At 54.6% G+C, this 17,212-nt stretch carries 14 protein-coding genes and 1 pseudogene; 11 read left to right on the top strand and 4 right to left on the bottom strand.

Features of this window, described 5'->3' with window-relative positions:
* Positions 1-18: 18 nt before the first annotated feature.
* Together NSQ46_RS03765 and NSQ46_RS03770 are read right to left on the bottom strand one after the other, a co-directional pair.
* The gene (locus NSQ46_RS03765) at positions 19-1,656 is read right to left on the bottom strand and encodes a response regulator (protein ID WP_144878278.1); all 1,638 of its coding nucleotides are present in this window, start codon (positions 1,654-1,656) and stop codon (positions 19-21) included.
* Positions 1,634-3,439, bottom strand: a complete 1,806-nt coding sequence (locus tag NSQ46_RS03770; RefSeq protein WP_342576352.1) for a histidine kinase — start codon at positions 3,437-3,439, stop codon at positions 1,634-1,636. Before NSQ46_RS03770 ends, NSQ46_RS03765 begins: the two co-directional genes overlap by 23 nt.
* Positions 3,440-3,557: 118 nt before the next feature.
* On the opposite strand from NSQ46_RS03770, the gene NSQ46_RS03775 reads away from it, so the two are divergent.
* From NSQ46_RS03775 to NSQ46_RS03805, 7 genes and pseudogenes are all read left to right on the top strand, one after another.
* Positions 3,558-4,439: a sugar ABC transporter permease gene (locus NSQ46_RS03775; protein WP_342576353.1), complete on the top strand. Its 882-nt coding sequence runs from the start codon at positions 3,558-3,560 to the stop codon at positions 4,437-4,439.
* Positions 4,439-5,275: a carbohydrate ABC transporter permease gene (locus NSQ46_RS03780; protein ID WP_007131728.1), complete on the top strand. Its 837-nt coding sequence runs from the start codon at positions 4,439-4,441 to the stop codon at positions 5,273-5,275. Before NSQ46_RS03775 ends, NSQ46_RS03780 begins: the two co-directional genes overlap by 1 nt.
* A 93-nt stretch (positions 5,276-5,368) precedes the next feature.
* Positions 5,369-6,655: an ABC transporter substrate-binding protein gene (locus tag NSQ46_RS03785; protein ID WP_007131727.1), complete on the top strand. Its 1,287-nt coding sequence runs from the start codon at positions 5,369-5,371 to the stop codon at positions 6,653-6,655.
* A 122-nt stretch (positions 6,656-6,777) separates the two neighbouring features.
* The gene (locus NSQ46_RS03790; RefSeq protein ID WP_342576354.1) at positions 6,778-8,130 is read left to right on the top strand and encodes a GH1 family beta-glucosidase; all 1,353 of its coding nucleotides are present in this window, start codon (positions 6,778-6,780) and stop codon (positions 8,128-8,130) included.
* Between the two features lie 163 nt (positions 8,131-8,293).
* Positions 8,294-9,963: pseudogene (locus NSQ46_RS03795) on the top strand (beta-galactosidase); the annotation flags it as partial.
* Positions 9,964-10,098: 135 nt separating this feature from the next.
* Positions 10,099-10,251 carry a Beta-galactosidase C-terminal domain gene (locus NSQ46_RS03800; protein ID WP_342576971.1) on the top strand — a complete coding sequence of 51 codons (153 nt, stop codon included), beginning with the start codon at positions 10,099-10,101 and terminating at the stop codon, positions 10,249-10,251.
* Between the two features lie 43 nt (positions 10,252-10,294).
* On the top strand, positions 10,295-12,484 hold the full coding sequence (locus NSQ46_RS03805; RefSeq protein WP_007131724.1) for an alpha-galactosidase: 2,190 nt from the start codon (positions 10,295-10,297) through the stop codon (positions 12,482-12,484).
* Positions 12,485-12,674: 190 nt separating this feature from the next.
* On the opposite strand, the gene NSQ46_RS03810 is transcribed toward NSQ46_RS03805, so the two are convergent.
* Positions 12,675-13,085: a hypothetical protein gene (locus NSQ46_RS03810; RefSeq protein WP_244152765.1), complete on the bottom strand. Its 411-nt coding sequence runs from the start codon at positions 13,083-13,085 to the stop codon at positions 12,675-12,677.
* A 140-nt stretch (positions 13,086-13,225) separates the two neighbouring features.
* Here NSQ46_RS03810 and NSQ46_RS03815 point away from each other — a divergent pair, with 140 nt between their 5' ends.
* Both NSQ46_RS03815 and NSQ46_RS03820 read left to right on the top strand, forming a co-directional pair.
* Positions 13,226-14,131, top strand: coding sequence for a hypothetical protein (locus NSQ46_RS03815; protein WP_007131722.1), 906 nt, complete (start codon positions 13,226-13,228; stop codon positions 14,129-14,131).
* Positions 14,128-14,700, top strand: a complete 573-nt coding sequence (locus tag NSQ46_RS03820; protein WP_007131721.1) for a hypothetical protein — start codon at positions 14,128-14,130, stop codon at positions 14,698-14,700. Before NSQ46_RS03815 ends, NSQ46_RS03820 begins: the two co-directional genes overlap by 4 nt.
* Before the next feature lie 11 nt (positions 14,701-14,711).
* Here NSQ46_RS03820 and NSQ46_RS03825 read toward each other — a convergent pair whose 3' ends face one another.
* Complete coding sequence (locus NSQ46_RS03825) at positions 14,712-14,903, bottom strand: hypothetical protein (protein WP_007131720.1); 192 nt, start codon at positions 14,901-14,903, stop codon at positions 14,712-14,714.
* Between the two features lie 191 nt (positions 14,904-15,094).
* Between NSQ46_RS03825 and NSQ46_RS03830 the strand changes: the two genes are divergently transcribed.
* Together NSQ46_RS03830 and NSQ46_RS03835 are read left to right on the top strand one after the other, a co-directional pair.
* A complete protein-coding gene (locus NSQ46_RS03830; protein WP_144872289.1) occupies positions 15,095-15,889 on the top strand; it encodes a sulfite exporter TauE/SafE family protein in 795 nt (264 codons plus the stop codon).
* 51 nt (positions 15,890-15,940) lie between these two features.
* Entirely contained in the window at positions 15,941-16,846 is a 906-nt protein-coding gene (locus NSQ46_RS03835; RefSeq protein WP_144878270.1) for an aldo/keto reductase, read from the top strand.
* Positions 16,847-17,212 lie beyond the last annotated feature (366 nt).

Genomic DNA, 17,212 nt, shown 5'->3' on the forward strand with positions numbered 1-17,212 from the left:
ACCGCCCGCGAGACCGCGTTACATGAAATCGGTCAAACGCTTGCGAAATTCCTTCGGCGATATGCCTTCCTGCTTCTTGAACACGAGGCTGAAGTACTTCTCGTTCTTGAACCCGACCATCTCGGCGATCGCCGCCATTTTCAGCGCAGGGTTCTGCAGCAGGATTTTCGCCTTGGAGATCCGGAGACGGTTGATATACTCCGGTATGTTAACCTGATGCTGCTGCTTGAATTTACGGGAGATGTATTCCCGGCTCACATGGAACCGGCTTGCGATCTCGTACAGCGACACCTCGTTCTGGTAGTGCTGCTCGATGTAGTCCGTAATGTCGCGGATCAGCTCCCCGCCGGACTGCGTTCTGGACAGCAGGACGGAGGAAAGGCGGTTCATCAAACCCGTCCAATAGTGCTGCCATTCGGCAAGCGAGAATACGTATTTATTGGGATTCGGGGACTCCAATTCGGAACACGCCTCCCGGTAGAGCTTGTGCACCGGTTCGGATCCGGCACCAGCCGTTTCATAAATGACCTGGTTGGCAAACCGCTCGATGTCCCGGTCCCACTGTGCTAGAAGTTCAGGTGTAATCACTCCGGTTTTGCGGATTTCGTGCGTCCACGCTTCGACTGCATCCGCAATCAGGTTAGGCTGTCCGCTGAGAACGGCAAGCTTCCAAGAATCCTCATAGCTTCCGAACTGGAGGGCCTTGGGCAGATCCCTGGCAAGGCTTCGGACCTCGTCTCCGTCATGGATGAAATGGCTGAGCACCGTCAAGTCGCGCGAAGCGAGAGAGGACAGGCATTTGGCATACAGCTTGGGCATGTCCCCGGGGTAGCTCCCCGCCGGGCTGGTGCCAAAATGCATATGCCGCGACAGCGTCCGGTGGATCCCGTCGTTTATATCATGAAGGCGGGCGGTCAGCGCGCCGATCTGCTCCCAGACGAGGATCACGATTCGATGATGGGAGCCGAAATGGCGGAATGCGATCCCGACGCCGTCCTTTTGCAGAAATTCATTGCAAATATTCAGCAGGGCAAACATAAGAAGATCGAGATGATGGCCGAAACGCTCGAATAACGTACTGTCCGATGGATCGATCTGCAGCACGGCCAGCCGTACGCGCTCCGCTGACTCCGGAACGATGCCTTCGGTCTTCAGCCGCCGTGCAACCTGGGCATGGGCGCTCGGATCCTCGAGCAAGCTTGTCAGCAGCTTCTCGGAGTACACCGGCCGGTATTCGTTGACCTGCACGTGCTGCTGCTGCGCAGCCCGGCGCTCCGCTTCCTCCGCCCGCCAGGCCGATGCCGCCTTGTCGACGGCTTCATTGATGGCAGCCTCTTCGATCGGCTTCAAGATATAATCCGTACCGCTATAGCGGATCGTATTGCGGACAAATTCGAAATCATCATGCCCGCTGATGACGATGAATTTCGTATCCGGGTAATGCTCGTGAATCCATTTCATGAGATCGACACCGTTCTTCAGCGGCATCAGCATGTCCATCAGGACGAGGCTCGGGCGATAAGAGGGGATCATCTCCATTGCTTCCTGCCCGTTGGCGGCCTCCTGAATTTCGGTAATGCCATGCTCCTCCCACCGGACAAGCAGCTGAATCGCTTTGCGCACGCGGCTCTCGTCATCGACGATCAATGCCTTCATCCGTTTCACCTTCCACATGTATAGTCAGAACAACACGGAAGCCACGCGGCTGGTTGTTCTCCAGATTGAACCCGGATTTTCCCCGGGAATACAGCTTGAGCCTTGTCATAATGTTGATGAGGCCGATGCCGCTTTGGTCCTCCTTGTCCTCAGAGCTAACCTGCAGCTGCTCCAGGTCCAGCTCCTCCAATTGACGCAGCTGCGCTTGCAGCGCTTCGAACTTCTCCTCAGGCATGCCGTTGCCGTTATCCTCGACGGTAATCTGCACGAGCGAAGGGGAGAGACGCCGGCTTTGAACGAGGATATAGTTGTCTTGGGCGACCGGATTCATGCCGTGCTTGAAAAAGTTTTCAACCAGCGGCTGGATCAGCATCTTCGGTATAGTCATTTCCAAGGTGGACTCTTCCACATTCTCCTTCTGCAGCTCGATGTAATCCTTGATGTGATTCAGCTCCGTGCGAAGCGTTACCGGTTTATCGGTATTGTACATGCTGTAACGCATCATCCGGGCAAGGGCCGAGATAAGAGAGTAAATTCTCTTCATATCATGCTCAAGCGCAAGCGTGCCGATGGTCTGCAGGGCATTGTTCATGAAATGCGGGTTCACCTGGGCCTGGAGCGCCCGGAGCTGGTTCGTCCGATTGGCCAGCTTCAGCTTGTATTCCTGCAAAATCAGGTTGTTGATCGTATCCATCATGCTGCTGAATCTGCGGTACAGAATGCCGATCTCGTCCTTGCGGTCCGATTCGATATCAACCGTCATGCGCCCGCTCTTTACCTGGCTCATAAATCCGACAAGCTCCCGGATCGGAGCGGTAATTCGCACCGAGATCCAGATCATGGCGGCGATGATCAGGATGAACGATACCGCAAGCAATAAAATATTGATGAAAGCCGCCTTGTCCGCGCTGCTCAAAATATAGGAGGACGGAATTTCCTTAATCATCGTCCAATTGCTGACAGAGGTCTGGACGCGGTTATACACATAAATGTTGTCGTTATGTTCGAAATAGCCCTGCTGTTGTCCCGATTCCATAATGGTCTTATACCAATCCTCGCCAAGGGGCTGCCCAATTCGCTTTTCGTCTCCGGAATACATGACAATCCCGTCTTCGCTTGTAATGTATAGCTGCTCGTTCCCAGGCTGGAATAATTGACTGCTGATCCGGCTGAGGAACGTCATGTCCAGATCAATCGCGAGCAGCCCAAGCCGGTCCGAGGATGGCACGCGCTCGATGACCCGATACAGCGTCAGCACCTTGGTATTCTCTTCATAGGGATAGGCCAGTTGAAAGCCGTAGGTATGCAGGGCATGAGGCGGCTGGATAAACAGCTTTCGGCCCTGCAGATCCGGAATTTCCCGATACAGACTGATGTCGCTGGCTTTTCTCGCTATATCTTGTGCGTACAAGGTGGACTCCCGCTGACCGTCTACGTACAGATAGACCTGCCGCGTTCCGGTAATGGCATGATACATCGACTGCATCGTTGCAGACTGCCTGCCGCCAGTGCTGATGTTGCCGTGGCTGTAATACAGGCTGCGGAAAAACTCAGGATCGGAATAGACCGTCAAGGAGCTCCGGTTCAATTCTTCCAAATCACTCTCCAGATTCATCCGCCCCTGGTAAAGAAGATTTTGGTTCTCAACCACCGCCCGCTCCTTTAACGCATTGGTCGTCGTGACATAACTGATGATCAAGGCGGCTGTCGTCGGGATGATCGTGGCCAGGATCATAAAGGCGATCAATTTTGTGCGTATGCTGTTCCAGTTCAAATCTTTCACCCGCCGATCAATTTTCTATACCTATTCGTTCACATCCTAGGGTAGTGCTATGTTACTAATCTTAGCATAATTGAATCAGAGAGAAACGAAACGATAGGACAAGCGGAGGGGGATTTACATGTATAGCAAAAGAACGGCTGCGCTGATGCAGCAGCTGGTGTATATTGGACCCGCGCTGCTGTTTTTCGGCATTACGATCATAATCCCGTTTGTCATGGGAATGTATTATTCCTTTACGAATTGGAACGGCGTATCGGGCAATGTCGAATGGGTGGGACTCGATAATTTCGTCAAAATATTCACGAGCGACCGCGCGTTTGCCGACTCCTTTTGGTTTACAACCAAGTTTACGATTGTCGGCGTCATTTTAACCAATCTGGTGGGATTTTTCCTGGCCTACTTCCTGACCAAGAAGATCAGAGGGCGGAACTTCCTGCGGACGATCTTCTTTATGCCGAACGTGATCGGCGGTCTGCTGCTTGGTTTCATTTGGCAGTTCATTTTTATCAAAGGATTTGCGACGCTTGGAGATGTAACCGGTCTCGCGTTTTTCCAGCTGCCTTGGCTGGGGGATGAGGTTACCGGATTCTGGGGAATCATTCTGGTATTCGTATGGCAGTCTTCCGGCTATCTGATGATCATCTACATTGCCTCCATCACCAACGTGTCGAAGGAAGTGCTAGAAGCCGCCGAGATTGACGGGGCGAACCGCTTCCAGGTGCTGAAAAATATTATGGTGCCGCTGATTATGCCGGCAGTGACCGTCTGTCTGTTCCTTGCGATATCCTGGTCCTTCAAAATGTTCGACCTGAACCTGTCGCTGACCAAGGGCGGACCTTACGGCTCGACCGAGTCGCTTGCGATGAACGTGTATAATGAAGCTTTCCTGAATAACCGTTATGGATTGGGTACGGCAAAATCCTTGATCTTCTTCATCGTGGTGGCCGTCATCACCCTCATTCAGGTCCGCCTGACGAAGAATAAGGAGGTTGAAGCTTGATGAAGACCAAATCCTCACAATCGGCATCGGCCCTGATCCTGCAAGTCGTGATGTTTATCATCGCCATCCTATTTTTAGCGCCCTTTTACTTCCTGCTCGTCAACTCGGTGAAGTCGCTGGGCGACATCATGGTCAACGCGGCCAATTGGCCGAGCATGTTCCACTGGGATAACTATTCGAAGGCATGGGAGCTTACGAGATTCCCGGAAGCCTTCACGAATTCCCTGATCATTACCGTGATCAGCAATCTGATTATCGCGCTGCTCAGCGCGATGGCGGCCTACCGGATGGTCCGCGCGAACACGGTCTTTAACCGCATCGTGTTTATGATCTTCGTATCCGCGATGGTCATCCCGTTCCAGTCCATTATGATCCCGCTGCTGCAGGTGGTCGGATGGCTGAACGTCAATAACAGCATGGTCGGCCTGATTCTATCCTACCTGGGGCTTGGCATTCCGCTCTCCATCTTCTTGTTCCACGGATTTGTAAAATCGATTCCGCTGGAGATCGAAGAGGCGGCTACGGTAGACGGGGCATCGTCCTACGGCGTGTTCGGCCGGATCATTCTCCCGATGCTGAAGCCGATGCTCGTAACGGTCATCATCCTGAACAGCTTGTGGATCTGGAACGACTATCTGCTGCCGTCCCTGATTCTGCAAAGTCCGGAGCTGCGGACCATTCCGCTGGCGACCTTCGCCTTCTTCGGACAGTATTCCAAGCAGTGGGATATGGCGCTGCCGGCACTGGTGCTCGGGATTACGCCGATTATCATATTTTTCTTATCGTTGCAGAAGTATATTGTCGAAGGCGTCGCGGCCGGCTCCGTCAAAGGCTGATCCGCTTGCGAATGGCCATCACCGCACGATAGTCACCGTGATTTAGGTTTCTCAAACTTTTATATATACATTTTCTCAAGGGGGTAACACGCAATGAAAAAAATGAAATTGACCCTGGTCATGCTGCTGGCATTCTCGATGGTCCTTGCGGCCTGCGGCGGCAAATCGTCGGAAGAGGGAAGCGGCAACAGCGATGCAGCTTCCGGTGATGTAAAAACGGTTAAGATCTTCCAATTCAAAACCGAGATCGTAGATGGTCTGAATGAGCTGAAGGTTGAATTCGAAAAAGAGCATCCGAACATCAAGCTGGACATTCAGACGGTCGGCGGCGGTGCAGACTATGGCGCTTCTCTGAAGACAAAATTCGCTTCGGGCGACGCACCGGACATTTTCTCCAACGGCGGTTATGCCGAGATGGAGATGTGGTTTGACAACCTCGAAGATTTGTCCGATCAGCCATGGGTAGCCGATCTGGTCGATATGGCGAAGAAGCCGATGACTAAAGACGGCAAAGTATATGGCATGCCGATGAACCTTGAAGGCTGGGGCTATATCTACAATAAAGATCTGTTCGAGCAAGCAGGCATTACCGAGCTTCCGAAAACCTACTCCCAGCTGGAGGATGCCGCGAAGAAGCTGGAAGCAATCGGCGTAACGCCGTTCGCGAACGCTTATCAGGAATGGTGGCTGCTGGGCAACCAGGGCATTAACCCTGCATTCGCGCTGCAGAACGATCCGGACGCGTTTATTAAAGGCTTGAGCGACGGCACGGAGAAATTCGCGGGCAACCCGCAGTTCGAAGCATGGGCTAAGCTGATGCAGCTGACGCTGGATCACGGCAACAAAAACCCGCTGACGACCGATTACAACACCGCCGTATCCTTGCTGGCAACTGAAAAAGCGGCCATGATGCAAAACGGCAACTGGTCCCAAACGGAAATCGACGCCATCAATCCGGAGCTGAACCTGGGCTTCCTGCCGATGCCGATGGGTGAGGATGCCGAACAGAACGACAAGCTGAACGTCGGCGTACCGGCCAACCTCGTCATTAACAAAAACTCACCGGTAAAGGAAGAAGCGAAAGTATTCCTGAACTGGCTCGTCACTTCCGATATCGGGAAAGAGTACATCGTGAAGAAGTTCAAATTCATCCCGGCTTTGTCCACAATCGAAGCAACCCCTGAGGATATGGGCGACCTGGGTGCGTCGGTATGGGAATATGTGCAGGCCGGAAAAGTGCTGCCGCAGCAGGCTCCGAAATTCCCTGACGGCGTAACGCAAGAGTTTGCGAACTCGATGCAGGCCTACTTTGCAGGCAAATCCGATGTGACAAAAATGCTTGAGGATATGCAGGCTTCATGGGATAGTTTGAGTCAGTAAACCCAATCAGGAGTTTGAATGTCTGAAGCATGAACAAGATGCACCGCTCTCCTGACCGGCTTTGCGGGACACAGGAGCGGTGCATTTTTATTAAAACCAAGCGCAAGAGGGAGAGATGGAGGATGAGCATTCACAAGTTTCCCCAGGATTTCAAATGGGGCGTAGCAACGGCCTCTTATCAGATCGAAGGAGCTTATAACGAAGACGGTCGGGGCATGTCGATCTGGGACACCTTCGCCCATACGCCGGGCAAGGTCAAGAACGGAGACAACGGCAACGTTGCCTGCGACAGCTATCATCGGGTGGAGGAGGATGTGCAGCTGCTGAAGGAACTCGGCGTCAAGGTGTACCGCTTCTCGGTATCCTGGCCGCGCGTGCTTCCAAGCGGAAGAGGCGAAGTGAACCGGGCCGGGCTCGATTACTATCACCGATTGGTGGACGCGCTTCTTGCGAACGGCATCGAACCGTTCTGCACGCTGTACCATTGGGACTTGCCGCAGGCGCTGCAGGATGAGGGCGGCTGGGGAAGCCGCGGGTCGATCGACGCATTTGCCCAGTACGCGGAGCTGATGTTTAACGAGTTCAAGGGTAAAATCAAGCACTGGATCACGTTTAATGAGCCGTGGTGCATGGCGTTCCTCTCGAACTACCTTGGCGTTCACGCCCCGGGGAACAAGGATTTGCAGCTGGCCATCGACGTCAGCCATCATCTCCTCGTCGCTCACGGCAAGGCGGTTAAACGCTTCAGGGAGCTTGGCATTCCGGGGGAGATCGGCATTGCGCCGAATACGGCTTGGGCGGTGCCATACCGCAATACGGAGAAGGATATCGAGGCCTGCCTCCGGATCAACGGCTGGTCCGGCGATTGGTATCTCGACCCGATCTACTTCGGAGAGTATCCGAAGTTTATGCTGGAATGGTATGAGAAGCTCGGATATCAACCTCCGGTCGTGGCGGGAGACATGGACATTATCCGTCAGCCGATCGATTTTATCGGCATTAATTATTACACGTCCTCGATGAATCGCTATAATCCGGGCGAAGCAGGCGGAATGCTGTCCAGCGAAGCGGTGTCGCTCGGCGTGGCCAAGACGGATATCGGCTGGGAGATTTACGCGGAAGGGCTGTATCAGCTGCTTCGTTACACGGCCGACAAGTACGGCAACCCGAATCTCTATATTACGGAGAATGGCGCCTGTTACAACGACGGCCTCGAGCAAGACGGACGCATTCACGACCAGCGGCGGATCGATTATCTCGCGATGCATCTGATTCAAGCCAGCCGCGCGATCGAAGACGGTATTAATCTGAAGGGCTACATGGAATGGTCGCTGATGGACAACTTCGAATGGGCGGAAGGCTACGGCATGCGCTTCGGTCTGGTGCACGTGGACTATGATACGCTGGTCCGCACGAAAAAAGACAGCTATTACTGGTATAAAGGCGTTATCTCTAGAAACTGGTTCGAACGATAATTCCAAACGTCAGAAAATGAAACTGCTCCGACAATGCGAATTGCGGAGCAGATTGCATATGGAGGCACTGATTATGATCAATCCGAAAATTCCGAAAATCTGGTACGGCGGGGATTACAATCCCGAGCAATGGGATAAAGCGACGATGGACGAGGACATGCGGATGTTTCCGCTGGCGGGAATCGATGTCGCCACCATCAATGTGTTTTCCTGGGCTCGAAGCCAGCGTGATGAAGAAAGCTATGATTTTGCTTGGCTCGACGAGATTATGGACCGGTTAGCGGCGGAAGGCATCAAGGTCTGTCTGGCAACCAGCACGGGAGCCCATCCGGCGTGGATGGCCAAGAAATATCCGGATGTGCTTCGCGTCGACTACCAGGGCCGCAAGCGCAAATTCGGTGGGCGGCACAATTCGTGCCCGAACAGCCCGACATACCGCAAATACGCTCCGCTCATGGCCCGCAAGCTGGCCGAGCGGTACAAGGATCATCCGGCACTGGTTATCTGGCATATATCGAACGAATACGGCGGCTACTGCTACTGCGACAATTGCGAGCGGCAGTTCCGCGTCTGGCTGCAGAAACGCTATGAGACGCTGGAGAAGCTGAATGCGGTATGGAACACCGGCTTTTGGGGCCATACCTTCTACGATTGGGACGAGATCGTCGTGCCGAATGTGCTCAGCGAGGAGTTCGACGGCAACCGGACGTTCTTCCAGGGCATCTCGCTCGATTACCGCCGCTTCCAATCGGACAGCCTGCTGGAATGCTACCGGCTGGAGCGGGACGAGATCAAGTTGGTGACACCGGAGATTCCGGTGACGACGAACTTGATGGGATTTTATCCGGAGCTGGATTATTTCGAATGGGCGAAGCACATGGACGTGGTCTCCTGGGACAACTACCCTGCCATCGATACGCCGGTCAGCTTCACGGCGATGTCCCATAACCTGATGCGCGGCCTTAAAGGCGGGCAGCCGTTCATGCTGATGGAGCAGACGCCGAGCGTTCAGAACTGGTCGCCTTACAATTCGGCGAAACGGCCGGGCGTCATGCGGCTGTGGAGCTACCAGGCCGTCGCGCATGGAGCCGATACGGTGATGTTCTTTCAGCTGCGCCGTTCCATCGGGGCGTGCGAGAAATTTCACGGCGCGCTGATCGAGCATGCGGGGCATGAGCATACCCGGGTGTTCCGCGAATGCGCGGAGCTCGGAAGCGAGCTGCAGCAGCTTGGAGACCGGATCCTCGACGCGCGCTCCAGAGCCAGAGTGGCGATCCTGTACGATTGGGAGAACCGCTGGGCGATCGAGCTGTCGAGCGGACCGACCAAGCAATTGAATTATGTCGATGAAATCCATAAGTACTATGCCGCCTTGTACGAGCAGAATATCCAGACGGACGTGATCGGTGTGGAGGAGGACCTGGATAAGTACGATGTCGTGATAGCGCCTGTTCTGTATATGGTGAAGCCGGGTGTCGCCGAGCGCGTGGAGCGCTTCGTGGCAAGCGGCGGAACCTTTATCACAACCTTCTTTAGCGGGATCGTCGATGAGCATGACCTCGTAACGCTGGGCGGCTATCCCGGCAAGCTCCGCCAAGTGACGGGCATATGGGCGGAGGAGACCGACGCGCTGCTCCCGGAACAGCAAAATCATATGGTGATGAAGCAGGATTGGGGCCCGCTGCGTGGAAGTTATTCCTGCGGCATTTTGTGCGATGTCATCCATGCGGAAACGGCGGAGGTTCTGGCCGAGTACGGAACCGATTTTATCAGGGCACCCCGGTGCTAACGAGAAACCGGTTCGGCAAGGGGCAGGCCTATTACGTTGCCAGCAGCCCGGATGCGGCGTTCCTTCGGGGCTTTATGAGCAATGTATGCGAAGAGCAGGGGATCAAACCGCTGCTCGATACACCGGCAGGGATCGAGGTTGTGGAGCGGGTGAAGGAGGGGACTTCCTTGTTGTTCATCATGAACCACAACGCCGAAGCGATGGCATTTGATGCAGGATCCGCCAACCAAACGGATCTCCTCACCGAGCGGCCGGTTACGGGGCATGTTACGATCCCGGCAAGGGGCGTCATGATACTCGAGCGGCCAGCAGCGGACGGATCCGAATTGTAGGATCAGGAGATTACAATCGGACGTTGGCAAGGAGGCAGAAGCAGTGAGTATCTTTTTTCATGAAGAGCAAGGTGTATTTCATCTCCAAAGTGATCATTCGAGCTATGTGATTCAGCTCGTTCGCGGCTTATATCCCGCCCATGTATATTGGGGACCGAAGCTTCGCGATTCGCAGGTGGAAGGGCTTCTTACGCGGAGGGAGAGAGCTTCCTTCTCGCCGTCGCCGTTTCGGGACGACGCTTCCTTCTCGTTTGACAGCCTGCCTCAGGAATATCCGGGATACGGGAGCGGCGATTTCCGTCAGCCGGCCTATCAGGTGCAGCTGCCCAACGGAACGACGGTGGCCGAGGTCGAATACGAAAGCCATCGGATATACGGCGGCAAGCCGAAGCTTGAAGGTCTGCCTGCGGTTTACACCGAGCAGGACGATGAAGCCGATACGCTGGAGCTCCGGCTGGTCGACCGCGTGAGCGGCTTGTCCGTTACGGTGTCCTACTCCGTAATCAAAAGCTACGATGCGATTGCCCGCTCCGTATTATTCCGCAATGAAGGGGCCATGCCAATGACGCTGCTGCGGGCGATGAGCGCGAGCGTGGATTTCAGCCACAACCGATTCGACCTGCTCCACCTGCACGGCGCATGGGCCAGAGAACGGCACGTAGAGCGGAGAAGGCTGTCGCCGGGAATGCAGGGGGTCGAGAGCCGGCGGGGCGCGAGCAGCCATAACCATAATCCGTTTCTGGCGCTGCTCGCCGACGATGCCGGCGAGGAGCACGGAGAGGTCTACGGATTCAGCCTCGTGTACAGCGGCAGCTTTGCGGCGCAGGTTGAAGTGGATCAATATGAGACGACCCGCGTCGTTATGGGCCTCAACCCCTTCGACTTCTCCTGGCTGCTGGAGCCGGGACAGGCCTTCCAGACGCCGGAGGCGGTCATGGTATTCTCGGCCGAGGGGCTTGGCGGGATGTCCAGGCGATATCACAAGCTGTACCGGACCCGGCTGTGCCGCGGCGCTTTCCGTGACGCCGTCCGTCCGGTGCTGGTGAACAACTGGGAAGCGACGTACTTTAACTTCAATGCCGAGAAAATCGAGCAAATCGCCAAGGAAGGCCGGAACCTCGGGATTGAGCTGTTTGTGCTTGACGACGGCTGGTTCGGCAAGCGCAACGACGACACCACCTCGCTCGGCGACTGGGTGGTGGATCGGAACAAGCTGCCCGACGGTCTCGAGGATCTCGTTCAGCGCGTCACCGACCTGAACCTGCAGTTCGGCTTATGGTTTGAGCCGGAAATGGTGTCGCCCGACAGCGACTTGTACCGCCTTCATCCGGATTGGTGCCTGCATGTGCCGGATCGCCGGAGAACGGAAGGAAGACGGCAGCTTATCCTCGATTTCTCCAGAGAAGAGGTATGCGATGCCGTTGCGGGCATGGTGCGCGACATTTTGAAGAGCGCCCCGATAACGTACGTGAAATGGGACATGAACCGGAACATGACGGAGATCGGTTCTGCAGCGCTTCCGCCTGAGCGGCAGCGGGAAACGGCCCACCGGTACATGCTGGGGCTGTACCGCGTGCTGGAGCAATTGACATCGGAATTCCCGCACATCCTGTTCGAGAGCTGCTCGGGCGGCGGGGGAAGATTCGACCCGGGGATGCTGTACTATATGCCGCAAACGTGGACAAGCGATAACTCCGACGCGGTCAGCCGTCTGAAAATCCAGTACGGGACAAGCCTGGTTTATCCGCTGAGCTCGATGGGCGCGCATGTGTCCGCGGTTCCGAATCACCAGGTACACCGGCATACTTCCCTGCGGACCCGGGGGCATGCTGCCATGTCGGGCAACTTCGGGTATGAGCTGGATTTGACGGCCTTTACGGAGGACGAAAAGAACGAGGTGCGGGAGCAGGTGAAGCTGTATAAGGAGATCCGCCACTTGGTTCAATTCGGCGATTTCTACCGGCTGCGGAATCCGTTCGAGGGAAACGAAGCGGCATGGACGGTGGTGTCCGAAGACCGCTCTGAAGCGGTGCTGTACTATTTCCGGATTTTGAGCGAGGCGAATGAGCCGATCCGCTATTTGCGGACGCGAGGTCTGGATCCGGATGCGGAGTACCGCTGCCTTGAGGATGGCGCCGTCTACGGGGGCGACCGCCTCATGCATGCCGGATTGGCCATACCGCCGATGCATGGCGATTTCCAGAGCTTTTTGTGGAGATTTAAGCGGGTATAACCTAACCCTATCCAGACAGGACGCGTCGTTCGAGCCTTTAGGATGAACATCGTACGGGCAGCAGTAAGAATGGGCTTGAAGAAAACTGCATCGACTAAACATCAAAAGCAAAAAGCAGCCGAAGAACCGGCAGATCATGGGGATCTGCCGGTCCGGCTGTTTTTTTTGTGGTCAGGTTGGCTGAACCAGCCTACTGCGGGGTACCCGGGACATCCGGGGATGCCCCGGTCGTGATCGAGTATTTGCCCCGCTCCGTCAACAGCACGACCTGATCCTCCCTGACTTCCGTTCCGGTGAGATCGTCAAGGCCGATGACAAAGCTATCGCCCGGAAGCGGCGCTTCGTGGCCGGCGGTGATGACGACGCCCGGTCCGTGCAGGAGCAGGCAGCGGCTGTCTCCGTATCCGTCGATCGACTGGTTATGGTGTTCGCTGACGTCAAAACGCTCAAGACGCAGCTGCACCCGGTCGCGATCCCGCTCCTCTTCCTTTTCAATCATCAGGGTGTGATTGCTCTTGCCGTTAAACCAATTCGTTACGTCTTGCAGCGATGGGTTCATGGATGCACCTTCCTTGGATGAGGTTTTCCATAGTTTGTCCATTTGGAGGTTCTCTTATTTGGGTGAGGGGGAGCGGTCGGCCCAGCCTTATGAAATTTTTATATGGATCAAACCTTCTTCTCACATTTACATGATAATATAGGTAAGGATACATACCTGAACGTTAAGGAGATTTTAGAGCTATGCGGGGAAAGGGGTATTATTTCCTGGCGATGCTGTTGATTGCCGGAAGCTGGGTCGGGAACATTTGGTATGACCAAGCGAATCGCTTGGAGCGAACCGTATTCTTGGAGCATTACATCGAGGTCATCCCCGAAGCAGGCGACTACTTCGACTTGTACTATTTGGAGGACAAGCGGCTGGAAAGGAAGCTGATCGACATTTATATTGAAGGCTATCCCGGGCTGCAGGTGAGTCCTTATCCTAATTATGCAGAATATCGAAAACAGTCATTAGGGAAAATGATCGTGAGCTTCGACAGCGCAGATTCGGGGCAAGAGCCTCCGGAAATAAAAGAGCCAGCAGTCATTAGACAAGTAACCGCCTTATATAGTGACGGATCATCGGAAAAGGTGCACATCGGAGAAATCCATCTTGTGCCCAGGGATCATGTAAATCGAGACCATGATCCCATACAATGGACATCAGGTGCAGGATCCTCGGACCATTCCGGATATGATCGGTTGGCAGTCCGGCGTCCGGTCAATCTGACCGGTCTATCCTCAGTTTATATGAGCATGGTTGAGGAAGGGGATTTGCTGGTGCATGCGGACATCGTAAAACGGACACCGGGCGTCAGTCACCGTTCGGAAGCACCCTCGGAAGCCGAAATCAAGCTATCGGGTGTCCCGATTCTTGACCTTCCGCTGCCGGTCCGGCTCAATCAAGGGGATTCCGTCAAGGTCGCTTACAAGTTTAACCTGTCCTCGCCTGCGAAGCGGATGCAGGTTTACCAGCTGCGCCTTCGGCTTGAGTATGCCGAGGGCGATCGGGCACCCTGGCAAAGTGTCCATCATTTTGCCTATTACCCTTCACCGACGGAGCGGGAAATTACGGAATACGTCCGGGAAAGAAGGGGAGCGTTATGAGCAGCGCCTGTTACCGTATCGCCTGGGGACTCCTCCTAGTATTGATCAATGTGAGAGTGGGGGGATTGGACCTCCTGCCGGACCCGCTCGGCTATCTGCTGGCTGCATCCGGCTTATGGACGCTCTCCGAGAGGAGCCGTTTCTTTCAGGCAGGAGGAGCAGCAGCCCTGCTGCTTCTGATCGGGTCCATTGCCCGGATGATTGTTGGGGAGCCGGGGACAGGCTTCTTAAACGGCCTGCCGCCTACGATCTTAGAGCTATCCCTTCGATTATTGGACATGCTGCTTAGTACGCTCCTTATTTACGGGATCTGTAAGGGGATCATGTCGAGTTTCTCGGGTGAGTCTTCGCTGAATATAGCCGGTAGAGCTCGGGTTTGTCTTGGGTGGTTTATGACCGTACAAGGGCTATGGCTTGCATCTTATCCGTTCACTTTGAACATTGACCAGGATATGATGGCCATTTGGCTGTTCATCTTGGCTATAGCCGTTCTGATTTCCCAAGCTGCGGTGCTGTTGATGCTGAGGGCGGCCGGAAGATCATGGCGGGAGATGGAGGAAGGGAAATAACGCCCTGATCCTTAGTCGCCCCGGCTCGATTTATCTTTACTGGGGTGGTACACGATGGTAACGCCCAGTTGATTATATATTTCTTCGGTGTAATGGTGATCCGGGCAGTGCTTAATCAGCGCCATGTCGTCATAGCGCGAAACGAGTCTCTGTTCGCAATCCGGACAGCGGTCCTGAAAAAGATTTTTCAGTTTACTGAACACACCTGTACACCTCCACATTTCCGATATAAATACTTGGTTTTAATTATAGATCAGGATCCGGGCACTTTCAATAGCCACCTGCGCCCAGATTTGTTCATTTTCGTACCGCGTGCATAGGCTCCACGGCGGAGCGGGGCGTGGCATCTATATGAAGGTGGTCAATCAATCTAATAGAACGGAGATCGATCATCATGATCATGCAGCTCGTCATTATGGTCTTAATCGGCCTTATCGGCTCCTTCTTCTCGGGACTTCTCGGGATCGGCGGGGCGATTATCAATTTCCCCCTTTTATTGTACATGCCTGAATGGTTTGGCCTTGAAGTGTTTACCTCCAAGGAAGTGGCGGCGATCAGCATGCTGCAGGTTTTCTTTGCTTCCTTGTCAGGGATGCTGGCGAACCGGGTAAGCTCCCGTAAAGGAGAGGCCTATATCCATCGGCCGTTGGTATTGCAGATGGGTGTCAGCACGCTGGTCGGAAGCTTAATCGGAAGCCTGTCCTCCATGGTCATGAGCAGCGCGGCCATCAATGTGATTTATGGTTTCCTGGCGGTTATCGCGGTTCTGCTCATGATCGTTCCTACGCGGGCGACGATGGAGAGCCGAACGGTGCAGGAGGTTACCTTCAATCCGTGGATCGCCTCGGGATCGGCATTTCTCGTCGGAGGGATTGCAGGCATCGTTGGTGCGGGCGGGGCATTTATTTTGATTCCCATTATGCTGACCGTCCTGAAAATTCCGACAAGGATCACGATTGCCTCTTCGCTTGCCATCGTGTTTTTGTCTGCCGTCGGCGGGGTGATCGGCAAATTGGCTTCGGGAGACATTCCGCTGTGGCCGTCCCTGTTCGCGGTTGCGGGAAGCCTGCTCGGGGCACCGATCGGCGCGATGGTGAGCCGAAGACTGAATGTCCGACTGCTCCGGTATGCACTGGCTGGTTTGATTGCACTCACCGCCGTTAAAATCTGGAGCGATATTATCGGGTAAGTAATGGATGAGAATAGAGCATGATGGATATATGATGAGGAGGAATGGAGCATGTTATTCAATCGGTTAGGTTCTTCGGAGCTGCTGGTAAGCGAAATTGGTCTTGGCTGCATGTCGCTGGGTACGGAGGAAGGAAAGGCTGTTAAGTTGATCCATGAGGCGCTGGACCAGGGCGTGAACTTCCTCGATACGGCCGATCTGTACGATGAAGGACGAAATGAGGAATTGGTCGGCAAGGCCGTGCGCGGACGGCGCAGCGATGTCATCATCGCGACCAAAGTCGGGAACCGGCGCGTGCCCGGCCAGGAAGGCTGGGTATGGGATCCCTCGAAGGCGTACATCAAGTCGGCCGTGAAGGACAGTCTGCACAGGCTGGGAACCGATTATATCGACCTGTACCAGCTGCATGGAGGGACGATCGACGATCCGATCGATGAGACGATCGAGGCGTTCGAGGAGCTGAAGCAGGAAGGACTTATCCGCTATTACGGGATATCGTCGATTCGCCCCAATGTGATTCGGGAGTATGCGAAACGCTCGAATATCGTGAGCGTCATGAGCCAGTACAGCATTCTGGATCGGAGGCCTGAGGAAGAAGTGCTGGATCTGCTGAAGGAGCAAGGCATCTCCCTTATCGCCCGGGGGCCGGTTGCGCGAGGCATCTTGTCGGGAAGCGGCGAAGCCAAGGCGGAGAAGGGCTATCTGGATTACAGCAAGGACGAGCTTTTGAGCCTGCTGAAGCAGCTGGAAGAGCATGCAGACGGCATGGATGTGTCCCATCTCGCCATTCGATATGCATTATCCCATGCTGCTGTGGCCTGTACGATCCCGGGAGCAAGCTCGCTGGATCAGCTGCTTCATAATCTAGCCGCCGGCGAGATGGAGCCGCTGTCTCCGCAGGTTGTTCAGCGGGTTCAGGCGATCACCCGGGCCAACCGGTATGAGCAGCATCGCTGAACCATTCATGCGGTCAATGATTCAGTCCGTAAATGATTGAGCGGATGAATTGCCAGCAGGCACTGCCCGCTATCCGTTAGGGATAACGGGCTTTTTATAGTGGCAGTCTGGATTTGGTGCCGCGTCCTAAAGGGCAAGGTAATTAATTCCGAAAGACATGGTATTTCCAAAAGGCAAGGCTGTTCCGAAAGGCATGGCTATATGATTTAGCACTCCAAGCCTTTTTGACCTGATCTTGAGATGGCCTTCCGTTTGGCCTACAATGATTTGGCCGCGTTACAAGCTGCGCTACGTTATACGCATTTTTTTGTTCATTTAGATGCATTGGTTAAACTTTTTTTCCGCCCTGTTCGTTTTCAATACAGA

It is taken from the genome of Paenibacillus sp. FSL M8-0142, from assembly GCF_038597315.1.
GTDB lineage: Bacteria > Bacillota > Bacilli > Paenibacillales > Paenibacillaceae > Paenibacillus_AQ > Paenibacillus_AQ lactis.

Bases quoted from the DNA above. Each gene is read 5' to 3' on its own strand.
- NSQ46_RS03765 (WP_144878278.1), bottom strand. From the start codon at position 1,656: ATGAAGGCATTGATCGTCGATGACGAGAGCCGCGTGCGCAAAGCGATT.
- NSQ46_RS03775 (WP_342576353.1), top strand. From the start codon at position 3,558: ATGTATAGCAAAAGAACGGCTGCGCTGATGCAGCAGCTGGTGTATATT.
- NSQ46_RS03780 (WP_007131728.1), top strand. From the start codon at position 4,439: ATGAAGACCAAATCCTCACAATCGGCATCGGCCCTGATCCTGCAAGTC.
- NSQ46_RS03785 (WP_007131727.1), top strand. From the start codon at position 5,369: ATGAAAAAAATGAAATTGACCCTGGTCATGCTGCTGGCATTCTCGATG.
- NSQ46_RS03790 (WP_342576354.1), top strand. From the start codon at position 6,778: ATGAGCATTCACAAGTTTCCCCAGGATTTCAAATGGGGCGTAGCAACG.
- NSQ46_RS03800 (WP_342576971.1), top strand. From the start codon at position 10,099: ATGAACCACAACGCCGAAGCGATGGCATTTGATGCAGGATCCGCCAAC.
- NSQ46_RS03810 (WP_244152765.1), bottom strand. From the start codon at position 13,085: ATGGACAAACTATGGAAAACCTCATCCAAGGAAGGTGCATCCATGAAC.
- NSQ46_RS03815 (WP_007131722.1), top strand. From the start codon at position 13,226: ATGCGGGGAAAGGGGTATTATTTCCTGGCGATGCTGTTGATTGCCGGA.
- NSQ46_RS03820 (WP_007131721.1), top strand. From the start codon at position 14,128: ATGAGCAGCGCCTGTTACCGTATCGCCTGGGGACTCCTCCTAGTATTG.
- NSQ46_RS03830 (WP_144872289.1), top strand. From the start codon at position 15,095: ATGATCATGCAGCTCGTCATTATGGTCTTAATCGGCCTTATCGGCTCC.
- NSQ46_RS03835 (WP_144878270.1), top strand. From the start codon at position 15,941: ATGTTATTCAATCGGTTAGGTTCTTCGGAGCTGCTGGTAAGCGAAATT.